This is a genomic window from Streptosporangium longisporum (assembly GCF_039534895.1).
GTDB lineage: Bacteria > Actinomycetota > Actinomycetes > Streptosporangiales > Streptosporangiaceae > Streptosporangium > Streptosporangium longisporum.
On record NZ_BAAAWD010000007.1, the window covers coordinates 841,738 to 860,491 of the forward strand.

The window sequence follows — 18,754 nt, forward strand, 5'->3', positions numbered from 1 at the left end:
GCTCCAGCCTAATCGACGTCAGCCGGCGATCGGGATGGAGGCCCGGTCCAGGGCCGTCTTGACCCGCAGGCGGAGCTCACGGGCGATCTCGGCCTGCTTGGAGGGGAGGGTCTTCGCGCTGATCCGGAAGATGACCGAGGTATCGGAGATCTGCTCGATGCCCCAGACCTGCGGCTCCTCCACGATGACGGAGCGGAAGCCCGGGTCCTCCCACATCTCCTCGACGGTCGCCTTGAGCAGGTCACGGACGGCCGGGACGTCGGAGGCGTAGGCCACCGGCACGTCCACGGTGGCGCGCGACCAGCCCTGGGACTCGTTGCCGACCCGGGTGATGGTGCCGTTGCGCACGTACCAGACCCGGCCGTCGGCGTCGCGCAGGCGGGTGATGCGCAGGGTGACCGCCTCCACGGTGCCCACCGCGGCGCCGGCGTCGATCACGTCGCCCACACCGTACTGGTCCTCCAGGAGCATGAACATCCCGGCGATGAAGTCCTTGACGAGCTCCTGGGCGCCGAAGCCGATCGCCACGCCCACGATGCCGACGCTGGTCAGCAGGGGGGCGATGGGTATCGTGAGCCGCTCCAGGACGGTCAGCACGGCGGTGCCGAGGATGATGATGGAAGCCACGTGCTTGAGCACCGAGCCCATGGTCTCGGCCCGCTGCCTGCGCCGCTCGGCCAGGATCGCGTCCAGGCCCTCGGGGGCAGGCGCGTCCCGGCCGCGCAGCCGTCCCGCCAGGGAGGTGCGCCCGGAGGACGCCCGCCGCACCACGCGGTTGATCAGCCGGTGCGCCACGTTGCGCAGGATCAGCGCGATCACGATCACGAGCACGAGGGCGAGGGCGGCCGCGACCACGGGGGCCCAGTTGGCCGGGATGAAGAGCTGCACGAGATCGCACACTAGCCCCCCCGCCGTCCCCGCATCCCCTCGTCAGGCCCGCGCTCATGTCCAAAAGCCCCTTGACGCTCTCGGCTGGATCCAGCGTCGTGGTGACGGTCGGGGTCGGGACGGGGGACGGGCTGGGACTCGGGGTGGGAACGGGCGTGGGGGAAAGCAGGAACACGGAGTGGATCCCTCTCGGATCGGATCGATGGCCGGCCGGGCGCGTCTGATGACCCACCCATCTTGCCGATCGAACCGGCCTCCGTCACATCACGCCGGGGAAGACGGGGACATCCGGATCAGGGGCCGCGGGGGGCGGACCCGGATGCCCCGGTGACGGGTGGCCCGGACGGGACACGCACCCGGAAGCGTGTCCCGTGTCGTTCCCGAGAAGGATCCCCTCCTGTCACCGTCCGGACGAGAGGCCGGACGGCAGTCTGTGCTTCGGATGGGTTCGGGGGCCTCGGCCCGACGGAGCCGAGGCGTGTCGCGGGAGGTCCCGCGGGCGACCGGTTCGCAGGACCGGTCCGTGCGGGCGGCCCACCCCGCGAGGGTGGCCGCCGGGCCGGGACGGGCCCGAGGGGGCGGGCCCGTCCGGCCGATTCGGAGCCGGCGGGACGACCAGCGTCCGAGGACGCTCCGCACCGGTCGCCCCGCCGGCTCCGTCGAGCCGCGGCAGGCGCGGCGCACCGGCCGGAACACCGGCCGTTGCGCCGCTCACCTCACTCTCCTACCGCGGCGAGTACGCGTGCGACCTTGGTCGCGGCACCGGCGGGGTCCTCCACCGTGTGCATCTTCTCGCCCCAGGACCACCAGTAGTACCAATCCCGATGGCTGGGGGCGGCCTGGGCCCGGCAGGTGACGTTCTCCGCAAGGCTGGTCGCCTTGGGGTTGATCACACGCACGAACGTGCGGCCCGAGTGGGTCCGTACCACGCGGGCGTGCAGCCCGCGGCAGTCAAGCTCCGTCACCAGCCGTTCCAGGTGCCGGAAATCGTCTTCACCCACCTCGTCCCTCCTCGTGATGTCGGTTGCCGGCATCGAATCGTGTTCGCTCGATCACGCATTCGGTGCTGCTCGCCAAAGATGACTCACGGTGGGCCCATGGGTCAATTCGGGGAAAACCCTGTTCAGGGTGGACGTTGTGCCAAGTGGGTTGAAAGAAACAGTCCCCGGGAGGACGATTCTTAGCCCATGGCTTTATTAGTGCGTTCCGGATGAGTCAAACGTGGTCCATCATTCTCGGTAGGCGCAGTGCGACAGAAAGATCACACTGAGTCAAGGGGGAGAGGACCGGTCGGGACAACGTGTGCCGGCCAGCCCCGGCTGGCCACGAGAGAGGGGCCGGTATGTCCGGCAGGCAGCACAGGGAGACAGAGTTGGCGCGGCGGATCCGGGCTCGTGGCCTGGCGTCCGGGAAGTCCTCGGCGCAGATAGCCGAGGAAATTCACGACAAATGCAATGCGCAATTCGGGACCACACGGATTAAAGGTCACCGGCTCGCGCACGGCGTCGCCCTCGCGGACGTCATCGAACAGATACGGGCGCTGTTCGAACGCGACGGCAAGTCGGCCCCGGGCATCGGCGAGACGCTCCTGTCCGCGTACGAGAGCGGGCTGAAGCGGCCCGGTCCCGAGTACCTGCACTACCTGTGCTCCGCCTACCGGGTCGAGCCGGCCTCCCTCGGGTACGACGGCCCGTGCATCTGCGGCCACGGCCACAAGATGCCCGGTGTCGTCCGAGGCGATCTCCAGGATGGAAGACCCGACACTTCCCCTGGTCCGCGAGAGCTGCTGATCCAGCCGATCGGCCTCGGCCTTTCCGCGGACGGGGGCGAGGAGGACGAGAACGTGCTACGGAGGACACTCTTACAGCTCCTGGCGGGCAGCGGCATCGCGCTGGACGGCCAGGTGCTCGGATCGGTGGAGAGCATCCGCAGGAGGATGGACGACACGCTGGTCTCGGCCACCGTCTCGCCCGCCATGCTCGACCAGTGGGAGGAGTCGACCATCGGCTTCGGCCGCCAGTACATGAACACCCCGCCGCTCCGGCTGCTGTGCGACGTCATGCTGGAGTTCAGCGCGGTGCGCAAGGCGATGGAGCGGCGCCAGCCGGTCGACCTGCAGGAACGGCTCTGCCGGATGGCCGCCCAGCTCGCCGGGCTGAGCGGCATGATCATGATCAATCTCGGTGACCACCGGCTCGCCCGGTCCTTCTTCCGCACCGGCAGGACCGCCGCCGACGAGACCGGGGACCGCGCGCTGCGGGCATGGGTCACGGCCAGGGAGGCCCTGGTCCCGCTCTACTACGGCGATCCGCGCGAGGCGCTCAACCTGGCCAAGAAGAGCCGGGACCTGGCCGGGCAGACCCCCTGCGCGGCCCAGGCGATGGCCCCGGTGGTGGAGGCCCGCGCGCTGGCGATGATGTCGGGCGCGGGCAAGAAGGAGGTGGTCGACCAGGCCAAACGGGCCCTGTCCCGGGCCAGGGCGGCCTTCTCCCAGATGACCGCCGCCGACCAGGACGACTCCACCTTCGGCTACACCGAGCGCCAGCTGTACTTCCACCAGGGGGACGCGCTGGTCAAGCTCGGGCAGGCGATGGAGGCCGACCTCATCCTGGAACAGGCGCTCACCAAGTACGGCCCGACCGACTGGCTGGATCCGACCATCATCAAACTCGACCGTGCCCAGTGCAAGATCCTCGAAGGCGACGTGGAGGAGGCGCTGGACATCGCCCAGCGCACGATCGCGGGCCTCGACGACGAGTGCAGGCCCGACATCCTCATGCAGCGCGCGCACGAGGTGGCCCGGCAGGCCGAGGCGAAGGCTCCCGGCCATCCCAAGCTCAGGATCTACCTGGACTCGCTGCGCAGCCGTGGCGTCCCGGTGGCGGATCCGGTGGCCGACGGGAGGGAGAGTTGAGGCCGACGCTCCGGCGTTATCGCTGGTCCGACCTCGAAACCGTCTGGTCGCTGCACCAGATATGCCTCGCGCAGGTGGGTCTCGCGCCCGGGGACGGCGTCTACTACGAGGACGACTTCCCCAGGATCGGCGAGGTCTACCTCGCCGACCGGGGCGAGTTCCTGGTGGGCGAGATGCCCGGCGGGCGCATCGTCACGATGGGAGGGCTCCGTCGCGTCGACGACCGGAGCGCCGAGATGTGCCGGCTGCGGGTCCATCCGGAGTTCCAGCGGCGCGGGTTCGGCGCCCAGATGGCCCTCGCCCTGGAGGCCCGGGCGGTCGAGCTGGGGTACGCCCGGCTCTGCGGGGACACCACCCTGAACCAGCCCGCGGCGATGGAGCTCTACCGCAGGTTCGGGTGGCGGGAGATTCGCCGGGAGGAGCGAGGAGGATGCACGGTTATTTACGGAGAAAAAGACCTTATATCCGCTATGTCCTCTTTAATGCAGTAAGTTGGTGAACCGCTTCGCTCCAGGTATTGCCGATCGCGGAAACAGCGGAATACTGGGTCTTCTCATCCGTCGACATTCTCTGGTGCGTACGATGAAAAAGATCATTGTTCACAAGCCCGGCGTTTCCCGACTCGGTGGTGTCGCCGGAGTCATCCACAAGGGGTGAGGATCTTTTCGGCGAGGGAGGGCGGCCCCGGTCCATGAGATCGGGTGCCACTCTCGCCCCCTTCTGCGGCACGTTTTCCGGCTCTGCGCGGCCTTTTTCGGTCCGAAATGACGTCGAGGAATGCGCAGGCCCCTGAGGTGTGACGCATTCGCGTGGCTTTCCGGTCCCGTGACGGGTGTATTGCGGCCCCGTACGGATCGGCCGGTTCCAGCCGGGTGACCCGGCCGATCCGGGGCGTGTCCCGGCTGGCCCGGCAGACGATCCGCGGGCGTGCGGGCAGGGCGGTGGGACGGCCCGGCCGGCTCCTCCGCGGGCGTGCGGGCGGGACGACCCGCCGGTCAGCCCAGCAGGGTGAGGCGGCGGACGACCTCCGGCAGGCCGGGAGGCTCCAGGAAGCCGGGCAGGTCCGCCATCTCCGCCACGGAGAACCAGCCGGAGCCCAGGAACGTGACGTCCTCCTCGGCGGTCAGCGACACCGCGCCCGCTTCGGGACCGTCCTCGAACCTGGCCAGGTAGAACCGCTCGGTCTTGGCGTAGTGGACGCCGAGCCAGTCGAACTCCCGGCGTACCGGCACCCACCGGTCGAGCACCGCCTCCCCGGGCAGGCCCGTCTCCTCGGTGAGCTCCCGCCGGGCGGCCTGCAGGGGGGTCTCGCCCGGGTCGATACCGCCACCGGGCGGTTCCCACAGGGTGTGGCCGCTGGTGGCGTCACGCCAGTGCATCAGGAGCACCCGTCCGGAGGCGTCCACGCAGATCACCCGGGCCGCGGGCCGGTCGTTCGGCTGAGAGTCCCCCATGGGCCAGGGACGCTATCACCCGCCCCCGCCGGGCCGGAGCCCGGTGGCGGTCCGGTGGCGGTCCGATGAGGGACCCGGTGGCGGTCCGGTGACGACCCCGTGGTTTCCCGCGTCCCGGACGGCGTTGCGGACGCGTTGTGGACGGTGTCGTGGACGGCGTTCCGGACCGGCGGATGCGGCGCCGGGATTCGCTGTACCCTGCCCAGGTCAGGTGCGAGCACCGTACGATCCACCTCCTCAAGCTCAAGGGTGAAGGCATGAGTTCCAGGGCCGAGTATGTGTTGACGCTCTCCTGCCCGGACCGTCCCGGCGTGGTGGCCGCGGTCTCCGGTCTCCTGGCCGGACGAGGATGCAACATCATCGAGAGCCAGCAGTTCGGGGACGCCGTGGCCGGGCGGTTCTTCATGCGGGTGCAGTTCGCCTCCCCGCTGCCCGACGCGGAACTGCGCGAGGCCGTCGCGGCGCTGGCCCCGGAACTCGGCATGGACTTCAGGCTGCGCGACGTCTCGGTCAGGCCGCGCGTACTGGTGATGGTCAGCAAATTCGGCCACTGCCTGAACGACCTGCTCTACCGGACCCGTTCCGGCCTGCTCGACATAGAGATCGTCGCGGTCGTCTCCAACCACCCCGACCTGCGCCCGCTGACCCAGTCGTACGGCATCGACTACCACCACCTGCCGGTCACCCCCGAGACCAAGCCCAGGCAGGAGGCGGAGGTGCTGACCCTCGTCGATCACTACCGGGCCGATCTGGTGGTGCTCGCCCGCTACATGCAGGTGCTGTCGGAGGATCTCTGCGTCAAGCTCGCCGGCAACGTGATCAACATCCACCACTCGTTCCTGCCGTCGTTCAAGGGGGCCAAGCCCTACCACCAGGCGCACGCGCGGGGTGTGAAGCTGATCGGCGCGACGGCGCACTACGTGACCGCCGACCTCGACGAAGGGCCGATCATCGAGCAGGAGGTGGCCCGGGTGAACCACACCCACTCAGCGGAGGATCTCGCCGCCATCGGACGTGACGTCGAGTGCCAGGCCCTGGCCCGCGCGGTCCGCTGGCACACCGAGCAGCGGGTCCTGCTCGACGGCCACAAGACGATCGTCTTCCCCCGCTGACCGTCGCGATCGTCACCTGACCGTCGTGATCGTCACGTTCGTCATGTGAGCGGTGCGGTCGTCACGTGACCACCACGGTCGTCGTCTGGCCGGTGCGATCGTCACGCGCCTGTCAGGTATTCCTCAGGCGACCGTCCCGTGCCCGTCCGTCCCGTCGGTGACCGCACCCTCGGCCGGTTCGGGCGGCGTGTCCCCGGCCGCCTCGGCGAACCCGGCCGCCCGGGTGTCGGCGGCGCGGCTCTCCCGCTCGGTGAGCGTGAGCGTGCGCAGGTGGAACAGCTCGTCGAGCGCGGCGGCGTCGAGAAGGCCCTCGGGCCTGTCCGGTGAGACGTCCGGATGGTCGTGCAGGATGATCGGCGAGGAGAGCACCACGTCCCGGTGACCCGGTTCTCCCACCAGGACGGGCCAGGTGTGCTCGTTACGGCAGGTCTCCACGGCCGGTCGCGCCCACTCGGGCGGGTCGAGCAGGGAGACGAAGGCGCCGGCGGTCACCGCGACGATCAGGTGCGCCGAGATCAGCGAGTGCCGGAGCGCCTGCTCGCGCGGGGCCCCCAGCGGCTTCCAGTCGTCGGTGTTCTCCACCCGGGCACGCAACCTGATCAGGCCGTACGGTCCCGGAACCCGCTCGGCGGAGACGGTGAGGGCCGCGTGCAGCGGCAGGTGCTCGGAGACGAGCCGCCCCACGATCTCCCCGGACGGTGAGGCGATCGGCTCGATCACGCGATCACCGGGGATCCGTACCTCGACCATCCGGGCGGGCGCGTCGAGCAGACCGGCGACCGGGAAGACCGCCTCCACCTCCCGCTCCGTGGCCTCGTCGAAGGTGAGGTAGGTGCGGTGGCCGTTGCGCAGCTGCTGGACCGGCCAGTAGCCGTCGTCCTCGGCCCGCTCGACGCAGCGCGTCCTGACGTGCAGGAAACGCAGGTTCAGATGGACCACGGCGTACGCGGCCCCTTCGAGGAGGCACTCGGTCACGCTGGCCGAGTGGTCGGCGGTGGCCGTGAACCCCGGTGGCACCAGGACCCCGAACCGCCGCCGCACCTGGTCCTTGGCCGCGGGGGTGAGGTGGGGGTAGAGCAGGCGCCCCTCGTACAGCACCGCCTCCGCCAGCCGCCGGGCGATGTCCATCGGCACGCTCATCGAATACCTCCAGCGTGGAGATCCCGGGCTTCGGCCGTGGAAGCGACCGTGGGAGAAGGACGCGGAACGGCGCCGCGCGGACGTCCCGGGGCCGGGGGAGGGGCGGGCATCAGGCCCCACCGGTGCCGGGGTCTCCGGGGGAGCCGGTCCGGGCGTCAGGGGCACCGATGCGGGCGGCCGTGACCGGCGGCGGGACGGGCACTGCTCGCGTACGCGCTGCTGCGGTCATGTCGACGCTCCGTATTCTCCACGGTAGCCGTCACAGTACGATCGGCCGCCCCGGGGCCGACACCCCCGGTTCGGCAACCGGAGGCAAAGCTCTGATCATTGACGCGGCCTTTTCGTCCGGGACGTGCGGGTCGTGGCCGCCCCCGTGGACACGGCCCGCGACGCTCCCGGGGCCCTCACCTGGACCCGCCGGCCCCGATCCGCGCTCGGACCGCACACCGGACCCGGGCGACCGCACCCGGACCCCGAGGCCGGGAGCGGACCCCGGGATCAGGGCCGCCCCCGGATCAGGGCTGATACGTCCCGAAGTACCACTCGTTGCCCTCGGGATCCTTGCAGGCGTAGTCGCGGGAGCCGTAGGACTGGTCGCTCAGCTCCCTGGTGACCACGGCACCGGCCGCGACGGCCCTGTCGTGGTGGGCGTCGGGGTCGTCCACGACGACGTAGACCCCCGGCCCGCCGGGCTCTCCCGTGCCGGTCATGATCATCCCGGTGCCGACGAGCAGCTCACCGTGCTCGACCCTGCCCTCGGGTGAGGTGTGCAGCTCCTTGACCTCGAATCCGAACGCCTGGGTCAGCCAGTCGACGGCCTTGACCGGGTCGCGGTACATGACCAGTGGATACACCGTGCGCATGTCTCTCTCCTCCGTGGTGGTTCCCGATCACGATGCCACCGGAGAACACGGAGGGATTGGACGAATCTGACCTGTTCACCCCGGGACGGGGGACGCGGGCGCCATCATCTCTCCGGGGGTGACCCCGGCCATCGCCCGGAAGTCGCGGTTCATGTGGGCCTGGTCGTAGTAGCCGCAGGCGGCGGCCGTGTCGGCCGCGGACACCCCGGATCTCAGGCGGCCGGTGGCGTGCTGGAACCGCAGGACCCTGGCCGCGGCCTTGGGCGCCAGCCCGATCTGGTCGTGGAAGCGGGAGACCAAGTGGCGGTGGCTCCATCCCAGCTCGGCGGCGAGGGACGCCACGGGCACCGCGCCCCGGGCGGCGACCAGCCGGCCCCAGGCCCAGGCGACGCGGCGGTCGGGATCGGGGGCCTCGCCGATCCGCCGGACGAGCACCGCGTCCAGCAGGGCCAGACGGGCCGCCCGGCCGGGGGTCTCGGCCAGCCGCTCGATCGTGGTCGTGGCCCAGCCTCCCAGGACCTCCTCCAGGGACACCACCCGGTTGGCCAGCTCCCGCAGGGGCACCCCGAGCAACCTCCTGGCCCCGAGCGGCGTGAGGTCGACCTGCAACCCCTCGGCCGTCCCGGCGGTGACGGTGTCGACGTAGGTGTCGTGCAGGCCCGCGGCGAACGAGGCCAGCCGGCGGTCACCGCCGGGCCCGCTCAGCGCGAGCGGCGCGCCGAACCCGAAGATCATCGCGATGCCGGGGAAGGGCGGCTGCCGCCGTGCCGTGGGCAGGGCGTACCGCTCGCTGTAGGCCGACATCTCGGTGACATGGGGACGCAGGAGGGAACCGGGCTCCCCCACGGTGAAGCTCAGGCCCTCGGCCGCCCCCGTCTCGTCCGCGTCGTCGTGCACGCCCCGACCATAACCGGTCCCACCGACGGTTCGGCCCCGGGACGCCTGGGGCGCGTCCCGGGGCCCTTCTCAGGAGGTCAGGCCGGTGTGGTGGGCGAGGAAGACGAGCTGGTCGGCGACCAGCTCGACGGTCTTGCTCACCGCGCGGGCCCCGTGACCGGCCTCCATCTCGTTGCGGAGCAGGATCGGCCGGTCCCCGGCCTGGGCGTGCTGCAGGGCCGCGCACATCTTCCAGGCGTGCAGCGGGTGGACCCGGGTGTCGGACTGGAAGACGGTGAACAGCGTCGCCGGGTAGGAGACCCCCTCCCGCACGTTGTGGTACGGCGAGTAGGCGTGCAGCCAGGCGAACTCGTCGGGCTTCTCGGCGGAGCCGTACTCGACGTTCCACGTCGCGCCCAGCCCGAACAGCTCGTAGCGGATCATGTCCAGTAGCGGTGCCGAGCAGACCACCGCGGCGTACAGCTCGGGACGCTGGGTCAGGGCCGCGCCGACCAGGAGACCGCCGTTCGAGCCGCCGGAGATGGCCAGCTGCGCGGAGGTGGTCACACCGGTCGCGATCAGGTGCTCGGCCGCCGCGTGCAGGTCGTCGAAGACGTTCTGCTTGTGGGCGAGCATCCCGGCCCGGTGCCACTCCTCGCCCTGCTCGCCGCCGCCGCGCAGCTGGGCGATCGCGTACGTGCCGCCCGACTCGACCCAGCTCAGGATGGACGCCGAGTAGCCCGGGGTCATCGAGATGCCGAAGCCGCCGTAGCCGTACAGGACGGTGGGGCGCGGGCCCTCGGCGCCGGGAGGGGAGATCACCAGCATGTGGACCTCGCTGCCGTCGGCGGAGCGGTAGGTCACCTGCCTGGTGTCGACGGCCGGGACCTCGACGGCGCCGGGGGAGGCGGCCCACAGGGTCGTCTCCCCGCTGCGGGCGTCGTAGCGCTGGATGGTCGGCGGCGTGGTGTTGTCGGTGTAGCCGAACCAGGCCTCGTGACCGCCCTCGGGACGCTCGCTGATGCCGCCGATGGTGCCCAGGCCGGGGGTCGGCACCTCCCCGACGCGCTCGCCGGAGACCAGGTCGTGGACGGTGATCTCGCTGATCGCGTGACGGGTCCAGGCGACCAGCATGACCGGCCGGTCGAGGTCGTCGAGGATCGCGAAGTCCGTCAGCACCGCCTCGGGGTCCTGCGGGATCAGGTCGCGCCAGCTCTCGAAGCGCGCGTCCGAGGGGTCGGTCACGCAGATGCGGGCGCGAGGCGCGTCGCGGTCGGTGAAGACGTACAGGCGCCCGTCGCGGCCGAAGTACAGGGCGGTCTGGGCGTCGACGTCCTGCTGGACGACCCTCAGGTCCGGCGAGGAGGGGGCGGAGGCGTGCAGGTCGGCGACCCAGAGGTCGTTGCGCGGCGCGGTGCCCCGGGAGGCGGAGATCTGCAGCCAGCGGCCGTCGCGGGAGACCGAGACGCCGTAGTAGTTGGTCTTCTCCAGCCCCTCGCCGAAGATCAGGACGTCCTCCTGGGTGGAGGTGCCGACCCGGTGCAGGTAGACCCGGCGGTGGAACTGCTCCTCGTTCTCGGGCACCTCGGTGGCGGGCAGCCTGCGCACGTAGTAGAACGCCTCCCCGCCCGGCAGCCAGGCCACCGGGGAGTAGCGGCAGCGGTCGATCGGCCCCTCGACGCGCTCGCCGAGCGCGACGTCCATCAGGTAGAGGCTCGACTCCTCGTCACCGCCCACCGAGACCTGGTAGGCCAGCAGGCGGCCCTCCTTGTCGGGCTGCCAGGAGTCCAGGGTGGTCAGCCCGGTCGGGTCGAGCGCCATCGGGTCCAGCAGCGCCCGCTCGCTGCCGTCCGCATCGACGGTGTAGAGCACGGCGTGCTCCTGGGCGGGGGCGCGGCGCATGAAGAACCGCCGTCCTCCGCGCCAGGTCGGCGCGCCGATCGAGCCCGATGCGAGCAGCTCGGCGATCCGCGCCTTGAAGGCGTCGCGTCCCGGAAGGGCGTCCAGCTCGGTCTCCAGCAGCCTCTCCTGCCCCACGAGCCAGTCCTTCGTGGCCGGATCGTCGGGATCTTCCAGCCATCGGTAGGGGTCGGGGACGGGGACCCCGTGCAACTCCTCGACGAGGTCAACACGGCTGGCGGGAGGGTATGGCTGTCGCGTCATGGCCGAAACCCTACGACCTCCGGGCGACCGTACGGGGGCGGTGGCGGGGCATTGCGCGGCGGGCGTAGCAGATCGTCGGCGGGAGGAGTTAAAAAGTGGTAATGCGGGCATAAAACGTACCAGGTGTCTCTCCAGTCATTTATGGGTGGCGGGAACCGCGTTGCAGAAGCCAAACTTGGTGAAGGACGGTGCCGTGGTGAGCATCCGCTGGGCCGTCCGGCGGAGGTCCTCGTGACGGAAGCACCCGGGCCCCAGGAGGGGCCGCCAGCCGGGGCACGCAGTGGCGTGCCCCCTCAACAGACGTGTCGTACGGCGGGAGAGGCCCGCTGATGCGCCAGGTCCTGCTCTTGAACGCAACCTACGAACCCCTGACCACCCTGTCGCTGCACCGGGCCGTCGTGCTCGTGCTGCGGGAGAAGGCCGACGTCGTGCACCGCGACGGGCGGGGCGCCGTGTTCCGCTCGGCGAGCCGCACGCTCGACGTCCCCTCGGTGATCAGGCTTCGGAGATATGTCCGTATCCCCTACCGGTCGCGGATCCCGCTGACCCGGACCGCGCTGATGCGCCGGGACGACTACCGGTGCGCCTACTGCGGCCAGCGGGCCGAGACCATCGACCACGTCATCCCCCGCTCCCGGGGCGGCCCCCACACCTGGGAGAACTGCGTGGCGTCGTGCACGACGTGCAACCACCGCAAGGCCGACCGGATGCTGGAGGAACTGGGGTGGACGCTCAGCGTCGCCCCGGTGGTGCCACGCGGCGTCCACTGGCGGCTGATCGGCGCGCACACCGTCGGTGACCCGCAGTGGGCGCCCTACCTCCAGGAGAGCGCCGCCTGACGGCGACGCCCCTGACGCCGTCGACGCCACCGTCGACGTTGCCGACGCCGTCGCGGTCGCGCCTCCGGGCGTGCCGCGGCGGCGTCGCGGTGTCCGGCCGGCGCGTGTCCGCCGGTATCGACGATCACGAGCGGGGGATCATCATCGGATGACGTGGACACTCACCTCCGACGTGGAGGCGTTCGCCGGGACGGCGGAGCCGTGGCTGCTGCGGGATCCGGTGCGCAACACCGTCCCCCTCACCGTCCTGCGCGCGGTGCGCCTGGGGCTGTGGGGCGACGGCCCGCTGCTGGGCCGCCTGGAGCGTGACGGCCGGACCGAGGCCGTCGTGCTGCAGACGCCTCCGCACTTCCTGCTGCTCCCCGACATCCCCGTCGACACCGTGCCCGGCCTGGTGACCCGCCTGATCGAGGACGAACGGGCGATCCCCGGCGTGAACGGGCCGCTCGCGCAGGTCGAGGCGTTCGCCGCCCGCTGGTGGCGGCCGGAGAGCGGTCGCCGCTCCGAGCGCCTCTACCGGCTCGCCTCGCCCGTCCCCCCCGATCCGCCCGCCGAGGGGACCTTCCGGGTCGCGGGCGTCGGTGACCTCGACCTGCTGGTCCGGTGGAGCGAGGAGTTCCAGGTCGAGGCCGAGGGCATCGCCCCCGCCGGCATGACCTCGCTGGTCGCCAGCAGGATCACCCGGCGGGAACTGGCCGTCTGGGAGGTGGGCGGCCGGCCGGTCGCGTTCGCCGGGGCGTCCGCCCCGCTGGGCGGGATGTCACGGGTCGGCCCGGTCTACACGCCCCCGCCGTTCCGCGGGAAGGGGTACGGGACCGCGCTCTCGCACGCCTTGAGCGTCCGGGCGAGGGCCGAGGGGGCCGACGAGGTGCTGCTCTTCACCGACCTGTCCAACCCCACGTCCAACTCGATCTACCGGACGATCGGCTACCGGCCGGTGGCCGAGCACGCCTCGGTCACCTTCGGGTGAACGATCGGGCGGGCCTGGGTAGTCTTGACGCATGCCCCGATACGACTTCCGGTGCCGCGCCTGCGGATCCAGCTTCGAGGTCTCCCGGCCGATGGCCCGCTCCGGCGAGCCCGCCCCGTGCCCCGAAGGTCATGACGACACCGTGAAACTGCTCTCCACGGTCGCGGTGACCGGCGGCTCGGCGGCCTCGTCCGCCGCCGCCCCCAGGCCCGCCGCCGGTGGCGGTGGCGGGTGCTGCGGTGGAGGATGCTGCGGCTAGCCGCCCCGCCGGTACGCGGGCCGATGCCGCGTCGCGTGGCGCCGTCCCCGGACGGCCGCCCGCAGCGGCCCGGCCCCTTCGGCCTGCCCTGTCGTCCGGCCCCCTCACCCGGCCCGCGCCGGACGACGGTGCAGGGTGACGGGACCGGACGACGCGTCCGGAACCGGGCGGGGGACGACCCCGCCCGGGACCGGATCTAGGCGGCGTGCCTGGCGCGCTCGGCGCGCTTGCCCTGGAAGGGCAGGAAACCCTCGGCGCGGTGCGGGCGGGCCGGCACGAAGGTCTGCTCGGTGGCGACGATCCGGTCGAACCGGAACGCCCGGATCGCGCCGCGCATGCGGCACATCCCGACGAGGTACCAGTGGTCGCGGTGAACCATGCAGGTCACCGGGTCGACGTCGCGGACGGTGATCCGCCCGGAGACGTCACGGTAGTGCAGGCGGATGACCATGCGTGAGGTGATGGCGTTGGCGATCGTCCGGGCACGGTCGGCCACGGACGCGGGCAGCGGCTCGATCAGGGTCGTCAGGGTGGCCGCGACGACGTCGTCGTCGACCTCCAGGTGCTGGAAGGCATGACGCAGGCCGCTGCGGGCGGCATCGGCCTGCGGGCCCGAACCCAGGTGAGCCATGGACAGGGCGAGGGCGGCGATCTCGGCGGTCGTCAGCGGGCAGGCGTTGGGCTTCACGACAGTTGCCATACCCTGATGATACGTCTCGATACCGACATTTTTTCGAACTTCCTGTCGGGTAAGGCATGTATCGCCGACAGGAAGCCCAGGTCAGAGAGGTGGGGTCAGCGGGACAGCTGTGACAGGTCCCGCGAGGCGCCGGTGGAGGCCGAGGTGGTCAGCGCCGCGTACGCCTGCAGCGCGGCGCTCACCGTACGGCGCCGGTCGACCGGCCGGTAGCCGCCCAGCTCGGCCAGGAGCCTCTCCCTGCGGGCGGCCAGCTCCTCGGTGGAGACCTTCAGCTCGATCGAACGGCCCGGGATGTCGATCGCGACCAGGTCACCGTCCTGGACGAGGGCGATGGTGCCCCCCTCGGCGGCCTCGGGGGAGGCGTGGCCGATGGACAGCCCGCTCGTGCCGCCGGAGAAGCGGCCGTCGGTGACCAGCGCGCAGACCTTGCCCAGCCCCCTGCCCTTGAGGAACGAGGTGGGGTAGAGCATCTCCTGCATGCCGGGACCGCCCTTGGGCCCCTCGTAGCGGATCACCACGACGTCACCGGCCTTGACCTTGTTGCCGAGGATGCCCTCGACCGCGTCGTCCTGGGACTCGAACACCACGGCCGGTCCCTCGAACCGCCAGATCGACTCGTCCACGCCGGCGGTCTTGACGATGCAGCCCTCGGTGGCGATGTTGCCGTACAGCACGGCCAGGCCGCCGTCGCGGGTGTAGGCGTGCTCGGAGTCGCGCACGCAGCCCTCGGCGCGGTCGAGGTCCAGCTCCTCCCAGCGGGCGCCCTGGGAGAAGGGCTTGACGGTACGGGCGTTGCCCGGGGCCGCGTGCCAGAGCTCCAGCGCCTCCGGCAGGACCTTCTCCGAGCGCACGTCCCAGGAGTCGAGGTAGTCGCCCATGGTGCCGCCGCTGACGGTGTAGGCGTCGCGGTGCAGCAGCCCGGCCCGGTCCAGCTCGCCCAGGATCGCCGGGATGCCGCCCGCCCGGTGGACGTCCTCGACGTGGTACTTCGCGGTGGCCGGGGCGACCTTGCACAGGCAGGGCACCCGCAGCGAGATCTCGTTGATCTCCTTCAGGCCGAAGTCGACCTGGGCCTCGCGGGCCGCGGCGAGGATGTGCAGGATCGTGTTGGTCGAGCCGCCCATCGCCACGTCCAGCGCCATGGCGTTCTCGAACGCGTCCCTGGTGGCGATGGCGCGCGGCAGGACGGTCTCGTCGTCGTCCTCGTAGTACCGGCGGGTGATGTCCACGAGCGCGCGCCCGGCGTCCTCGAACAGCTTGCGGCGCGCCTTGTGGGTGGCCAGGATCGTGCCGTTGCCCGGGAGCGCGAGGCCGATGGCCTCGGCCAGGCAGTTCATCGAGTTGGCGGTGAACATGCCGCTGCACGAGCCGCAGGTCGGGCAGGCGTTCTCCTCCATCTCCAGCAGCTCGGCGTCGGAGACGGAGTCGTCGGCGGCGGCGATCATCGGGTCGATCAGGTCGAGCTTGCCGTTGGGGGTCTTGCCCGCCTCCATCGGCCCGCCCGAGACGAACACCGTGGGGATGTTGAGCCTGAAGGCGGCCAGCAGCATGCCCGGGGTGATCTTGTCGCAGTTGGAGATGCAGATCAGCGCGTCCGCGCAGTGCGCGTTGACCATGTACTCGACGGCGTCGGCGATCAGCTCGCGGCTGGGCAGCGAGTAGAGCATGCCGCCGTGGCCCATCGCGATGCCGTCGTCGACCGCGATCGTGTTGAACTCGCGGGGGATCGCCCCGGCCTCGCGGATCGCCCCGGCGACGACGTCGCCGACCTCGCGGAGGTGGACGTGCCCCGGGACGAACTGCGTGAAGCTGTTGGCCACCGCGATGATCGGTTTACCGAAGTCCTCCCCGGCCACACCGGTCGCCCGGAGCAGAGCCCGGGCCCCGGCCATGTTCCTGCCGTGCGTGACCGTACGAGACCTGAGGGCGGGCATGGGGCCTTCTCCCATCGTCGAGACCGTGTCTACGAATGGTACGGCCCCCGCCCGGTGCGTGAGACGCCCGTCCATGTCCCGAGACTGTCCCGAGGCTCCGCGAGACGCCGGTCCGGGGAGCGGGACGCGCGGAAAGGGCCCGCGGCGTCGACGCCGCGGGCCCGTCCGGACGACCGGCCCGGCCCTGGGGACCGGCCGTGCGGGTCAGCTCTCCGGGTAGCGCGCGGGCAGGACCCGCGCCGCCGCCTCGTAGATGCTCTCGATCTCGGCGTCGGTGAGTGAGCGTTCCCGCTTGGTGATCCATTTACGGACACGACTGCCGTCGAATACGTCCACCTCGCGGACGTTGAGGACCTTCCACGGGATGGCCGGGCCGTAGATCGCCAGGGAGGGCACGATGCTGATCTCGCGGCCCAGCTCGGCGCCGATCAGCTCGCTCGCCTGGGACGCCTCCCAGCGGGCCTCGTCCAGGCGGGGCTTCTGGTTGAACGGCCCGTGGAACAGCTTGCGGTGCGACTGGACGCGGACCGGAAGGCGCTTGTCCCACTTCTCGGAGTCGACCGCGTACACGCCGGTGGGGCCCACGACCAGGTGGTCGATCTGGGCCTCGCTGCCGGGGATCGCGCGCGCGTGCAGGGTGCGGTACCCCCCGCGCTCCAGCCGCCTGAGCTGCACCTCGGTGCGCCGCTCCGCGACCGAGGCACGCCGCCAGGCGGGCACCGAGGAGTTGGACCGGGCCCGGAGCACCGTGTCCACGATCGCGGCGATCACCGCGGCGGTGAAGCCCAGCTGCCAGCTGGCCAGCAGGATGCCCGCGAGCACGCCCACACCGACCGACACGGCGACACGCCTGCGCAGATGGCGGTATTTGGGGTGATCGAGCAGGCCGCGCAGCGACGCGCGCTCGACCGGCGCGTACGTCGTCGCCGGTGGGGCGGGTCGAGACGTCGGCCTCTCCTCGGCCTGTCGGTCACCGACCCAAATCGGTGACGCAGTGTTACCGTTTTCTGGTGCCTGACCGGAATCCACGTAACTCACGGTAGCTGACGTCCTCGGGGGTGCCTAGTATTGCGTATCTCATACTTTTGTGACCGTCGTCCCCCGCTTGACGACGCCGTGAATCGGGTATCTAAGCGCTTCAGCTCTGGATGACCACCGCTCCGGCGCCCTACTGTGCAGGACGTGGCACACATTCACGATCTTAATGCCCTGGAGCAGGCCGCGGCCGTGCGCCGCAGGGAGATCTCCCCCGTCGAGCTCACCGAGCACTACCTGGACCGCATCGACCGGCTGGACGCGCAGGTCGGGGCCTACGTGACCGTGACGGCCGAACTCGCCCTGGAGCAGGCGCACAAGGCCGAGGCCAGGGTGCTCGCCGGGGAGGACGTCTCGCCGCTGGCCGGGGTGCCGATCCCGATCAAGGACCTCAACCTCGTCAAGGGCGTGCCGATCCACTTCGGCTCGGCCACCTACGAGGGCTTCGTGGCACCGGTGGACGACAGCCTGGTCGAGCGCCTCCGGGACGCGGGCACGATCATGCTCGGCAAGACCGCGACCCCCGAGTTCGGGCTGCCCTGCTACACCGAGACCCCGCTGTCCCCGCCCAGCCGCACCCCGTGGGACCCGTCCCGCTCGGCCGGGGGGTCCAGCGGCGGCGCGGCGGCCGCGGTCGCCGCGGGCCTGGCCCCCGCCGCGCAGGGCAGCGACGGGGCGGGCTCGATCCGCATCCCCGCGTCGGTCTGCGGCCTGTTCGGGCTCAAGCCCACCCGGGGCAGGATCAGCTCCGCGCCGATCGTCCCCGACCTGGCCGGCCTGGCCACCAACGGCCCGATCACCCGGACCGTCGCCGACGCCGCCGCCCTGCTGGACGTGATGGCCCACCACAACCCCGGGGACCTCTACCACGCGCCCGAGCCCGAGCTCGGCTCCTTCGGCGCGTACGTGGGCCGCGACCCCGGCAGGCTGCGGATCGCCCGCTACGCCGAGCCGCCGGTGCCCGGCACCGTCGTGCACCCGGAGGTGCTGGCCGCCTACGAGCACGCCTCGGCGGAGCTGGCCGCGCTCGGGCACGAGGTGGTCGACATCGCGCCGCCGTTCGGGCCGGAGATCGTGCCCCAGTTCGTAACGCTCTGGTATGCCTTCTCCTGCATGCACCCGGTAGAGCCGGACAGGCAGGACAGGCTCCGGCCGCTCACCGCCTGGCTGCGCGAGCGCGGCTTCGCCACCCCGGCCCCGGACTTCCTGCAGGCCCAGTCGGCCCTGCAGCTCGCCACCCGGTTCGGGCTGCTGGCCACCGACCCCTACGACGCGGTCCTCACCCCGACCGTGACCCAGCCGCCCCGGCCCATCGGCTGGTTCGAGGACGTCGACGACCCCGAGGAGACCTTCGAGCGGATGAAGCGGTTCGCCGCCTTCCCCGCCATGTACAACGTCAGCGGCCAGCCCGCGGTCAGCCTCCCGCTGCACTGGAGCCCCGACGGGCTGCCGATCGGCGTGATGCTGGCCGGGCGGTTCGGCGACGAGGGCACCCTGATCTCGGTGTCGTCGCAGCTGGAGGCCGCGCGGGGCGGTTTCTGGGGAGAGCGCAGGCCCGCCGCGTGGTGACCCTCGACTGATCGTCGGCGCCGGGTTACTTTTGAGGT

General features: G+C 71.3%; 17 protein-coding genes. 7 read left to right on the top strand and 10 right to left on the bottom strand.

The window, feature by feature from the left end; all coding sequences use genetic code 11:
• Positions 1-18 precede the first annotated feature (18 nt).
• Both ABD832_RS16780 and ABD832_RS16785 read right to left on the bottom strand, forming a co-directional pair.
• The gene (locus ABD832_RS16780) at positions 19-888 is read right to left on the bottom strand and encodes a mechanosensitive ion channel family protein (protein WP_344895568.1); all 870 of its coding nucleotides are present in this window, start codon (positions 886-888) and stop codon (positions 19-21) included.
• 716 nt (positions 889-1,604) lie between these two features.
• Positions 1,605-1,889: a hypothetical protein gene (locus ABD832_RS16785; protein ID WP_344895571.1), complete on the bottom strand. Its 285-nt coding sequence runs from the start codon at positions 1,887-1,889 to the stop codon at positions 1,605-1,607.
• Positions 1,890-2,230: 341 nt separating this feature from the next.
• Between ABD832_RS16785 and ABD832_RS16790 the strand changes: the two genes are divergently transcribed.
• A complete protein-coding gene (locus ABD832_RS16790; RefSeq protein ID WP_413224821.1) occupies positions 2,231-3,802 on the top strand; it encodes an NsdA family TPR-like regulatory protein in 1,572 nt (523 codons plus the stop codon).
• Positions 3,799-4,293: a GNAT family N-acetyltransferase gene (locus ABD832_RS16795; protein WP_344895577.1), complete on the top strand. Its 495-nt coding sequence runs from the start codon at positions 3,799-3,801 to the stop codon at positions 4,291-4,293. Before ABD832_RS16790 ends, ABD832_RS16795 begins: the two co-directional genes overlap by 4 nt.
• 504 nt (positions 4,294-4,797) lie before the next feature.
• Here the strand turns inward: ABD832_RS16795 and ABD832_RS16800 are convergent.
• Entirely contained in the window at positions 4,798-5,256 is a 459-nt protein-coding gene (locus ABD832_RS16800; protein WP_344895580.1) for an NUDIX hydrolase, read from the bottom strand.
• A 257-nt stretch (positions 5,257-5,513) separates the two neighbouring features.
• On the opposite strand from ABD832_RS16800, the gene purU reads away from it, so the two are divergent.
• Entirely contained in the window at positions 5,514-6,368 is an 855-nt protein-coding gene (purU, locus tag ABD832_RS16805) for a formyltetrahydrofolate deformylase (RefSeq protein ID WP_344895583.1), read from the top strand.
• A gap of 123 nt (positions 6,369-6,491) precedes the next feature.
• On the opposite strand, the gene ABD832_RS16810 is transcribed toward purU, so the two are convergent.
• From ABD832_RS16810 to ABD832_RS16825, 4 genes are all read right to left on the bottom strand, one after another.
• Positions 6,492-7,508: a hypothetical protein gene (locus ABD832_RS16810; protein WP_344895586.1), complete on the bottom strand. Its 1,017-nt coding sequence runs from the start codon at positions 7,506-7,508 to the stop codon at positions 6,492-6,494.
• Between the two features lie 515 nt (positions 7,509-8,023).
• Positions 8,024-8,371 (bottom strand): VOC family protein, encoded by a 348-nt coding sequence (locus ABD832_RS16815; protein WP_344895589.1) that lies wholly within the window; start codon positions 8,369-8,371, stop codon positions 8,024-8,026.
• A 75-nt stretch (positions 8,372-8,446) separates the two neighbouring features.
• Positions 8,447-9,268 carry a helix-turn-helix domain-containing protein gene (locus tag ABD832_RS16820; RefSeq protein ID WP_344895593.1) on the bottom strand — a complete coding sequence of 274 codons (822 nt, stop codon included), beginning with the start codon at positions 9,266-9,268 and terminating at the stop codon, positions 8,447-8,449.
• Between the two features lie 69 nt (positions 9,269-9,337).
• Positions 9,338-11,410, bottom strand: a complete 2,073-nt coding sequence (locus tag ABD832_RS16825) for a prolyl oligopeptidase family serine peptidase (protein WP_344895596.1) — start codon at positions 11,408-11,410, stop codon at positions 9,338-9,340.
• Between the two features lie 329 nt (positions 11,411-11,739).
• Between ABD832_RS16825 and ABD832_RS16830 the strand changes: the two genes are divergently transcribed.
• The 3 genes from ABD832_RS16830 to ABD832_RS16840 all read left to right on the top strand — a co-directional run bounded on the left by ABD832_RS16830 (position 11,740) and on the right by ABD832_RS16840 (position 13,478).
• On the top strand, positions 11,740-12,249 hold the full coding sequence (locus tag ABD832_RS16830; RefSeq protein ID WP_344895599.1) for an HNH endonuclease: 510 nt from the start codon (positions 11,740-11,742) through the stop codon (positions 12,247-12,249).
• Between the two features lie 148 nt (positions 12,250-12,397).
• On the top strand, positions 12,398-13,219 hold the full coding sequence (locus ABD832_RS16835; protein WP_344895602.1) for a GNAT family N-acetyltransferase: 822 nt from the start codon (positions 12,398-12,400) through the stop codon (positions 13,217-13,219).
• A 31-nt stretch (positions 13,220-13,250) separates the two neighbouring features.
• Complete coding sequence (locus ABD832_RS16840; RefSeq protein WP_344895605.1) at positions 13,251-13,478, top strand: FmdB family zinc ribbon protein; 228 nt, start codon at positions 13,251-13,253, stop codon at positions 13,476-13,478.
• Between the two features lie 196 nt (positions 13,479-13,674).
• Here ABD832_RS16840 and ABD832_RS16845 read toward each other — a convergent pair whose 3' ends face one another.
• The 3 genes from ABD832_RS16845 to ABD832_RS16855 form a co-directional block, all read right to left on the bottom strand.
• A complete protein-coding gene (locus ABD832_RS16845; RefSeq protein ID WP_344895608.1) occupies positions 13,675-14,178 on the bottom strand; it encodes a helix-turn-helix transcriptional regulator in 504 nt (167 codons plus the stop codon).
• A gap of 95 nt (positions 14,179-14,273) precedes the next feature.
• Positions 14,274-16,112 (bottom strand): dihydroxy-acid dehydratase, encoded by a 1,839-nt coding sequence (ilvD, locus tag ABD832_RS16850; protein ID WP_344895611.1) that lies wholly within the window; start codon positions 16,110-16,112, stop codon positions 14,274-14,276.
• Positions 16,113-16,316: 204 nt separating this feature from the next.
• Positions 16,317-16,952, bottom strand: a complete 636-nt coding sequence (locus tag ABD832_RS16855; protein WP_344895614.1) for a nuclease-related domain-containing protein — start codon at positions 16,950-16,952, stop codon at positions 16,317-16,319.
• A 342-nt stretch (positions 16,953-17,294) separates the two neighbouring features.
• On the opposite strand from ABD832_RS16855, the gene ABD832_RS16860 reads away from it, so the two are divergent.
• Positions 17,295-18,716 carry an amidase gene (locus ABD832_RS16860; RefSeq protein WP_344895617.1) on the top strand — a complete coding sequence of 474 codons (1,422 nt, stop codon included), beginning with the start codon at positions 17,295-17,297 and terminating at the stop codon, positions 18,714-18,716.
• Positions 18,717-18,754: the final 38 nt, after the last annotated feature.

Coding starts and splice junctions, on each gene's coding strand:
- ABD832_RS16790 (WP_413224821.1), top strand. CDS start 2,231: ATGTCCGGCAGGCAGCACAGGGAGACAGAGTTGGCGCGGCGGATCCGG.
- ABD832_RS16800 (WP_344895580.1), bottom strand. CDS start 5,256: ATGGGGGACTCTCAGCCGAACGACCGGCCCGCGGCCCGGGTGATCTGC.
- purU (WP_344895583.1), top strand. CDS start 5,514: ATGAGTTCCAGGGCCGAGTATGTGTTGACGCTCTCCTGCCCGGACCGT.
- ABD832_RS16810 (WP_344895586.1), bottom strand. CDS start 7,508: ATGAGCGTGCCGATGGACATCGCCCGGCGGCTGGCGGAGGCGGTGCTG.
- ABD832_RS16815 (WP_344895589.1), bottom strand. CDS start 8,371: ATGCGCACGGTGTATCCACTGGTCATGTACCGCGACCCGGTCAAGGCC.
- ABD832_RS16825 (WP_344895596.1), bottom strand. CDS start 11,410: ATGACGCGACAGCCATACCCTCCCGCCAGCCGTGTTGACCTCGTCGAG.
- ABD832_RS16830 (WP_344895599.1), top strand. CDS start 11,740: ATGCGCCAGGTCCTGCTCTTGAACGCAACCTACGAACCCCTGACCACC.
- ABD832_RS16835 (WP_344895602.1), top strand. CDS start 12,398: ATGACGTGGACACTCACCTCCGACGTGGAGGCGTTCGCCGGGACGGCG.
- ABD832_RS16840 (WP_344895605.1), top strand. CDS start 13,251: ATGCCCCGATACGACTTCCGGTGCCGCGCCTGCGGATCCAGCTTCGAG.
- ABD832_RS16845 (WP_344895608.1), bottom strand. CDS start 14,178: ATGGCAACTGTCGTGAAGCCCAACGCCTGCCCGCTGACGACCGCCGAG.
- ilvD (WP_344895611.1), bottom strand. CDS start 16,112: ATGCCCGCCCTCAGGTCTCGTACGGTCACGCACGGCAGGAACATGGCC.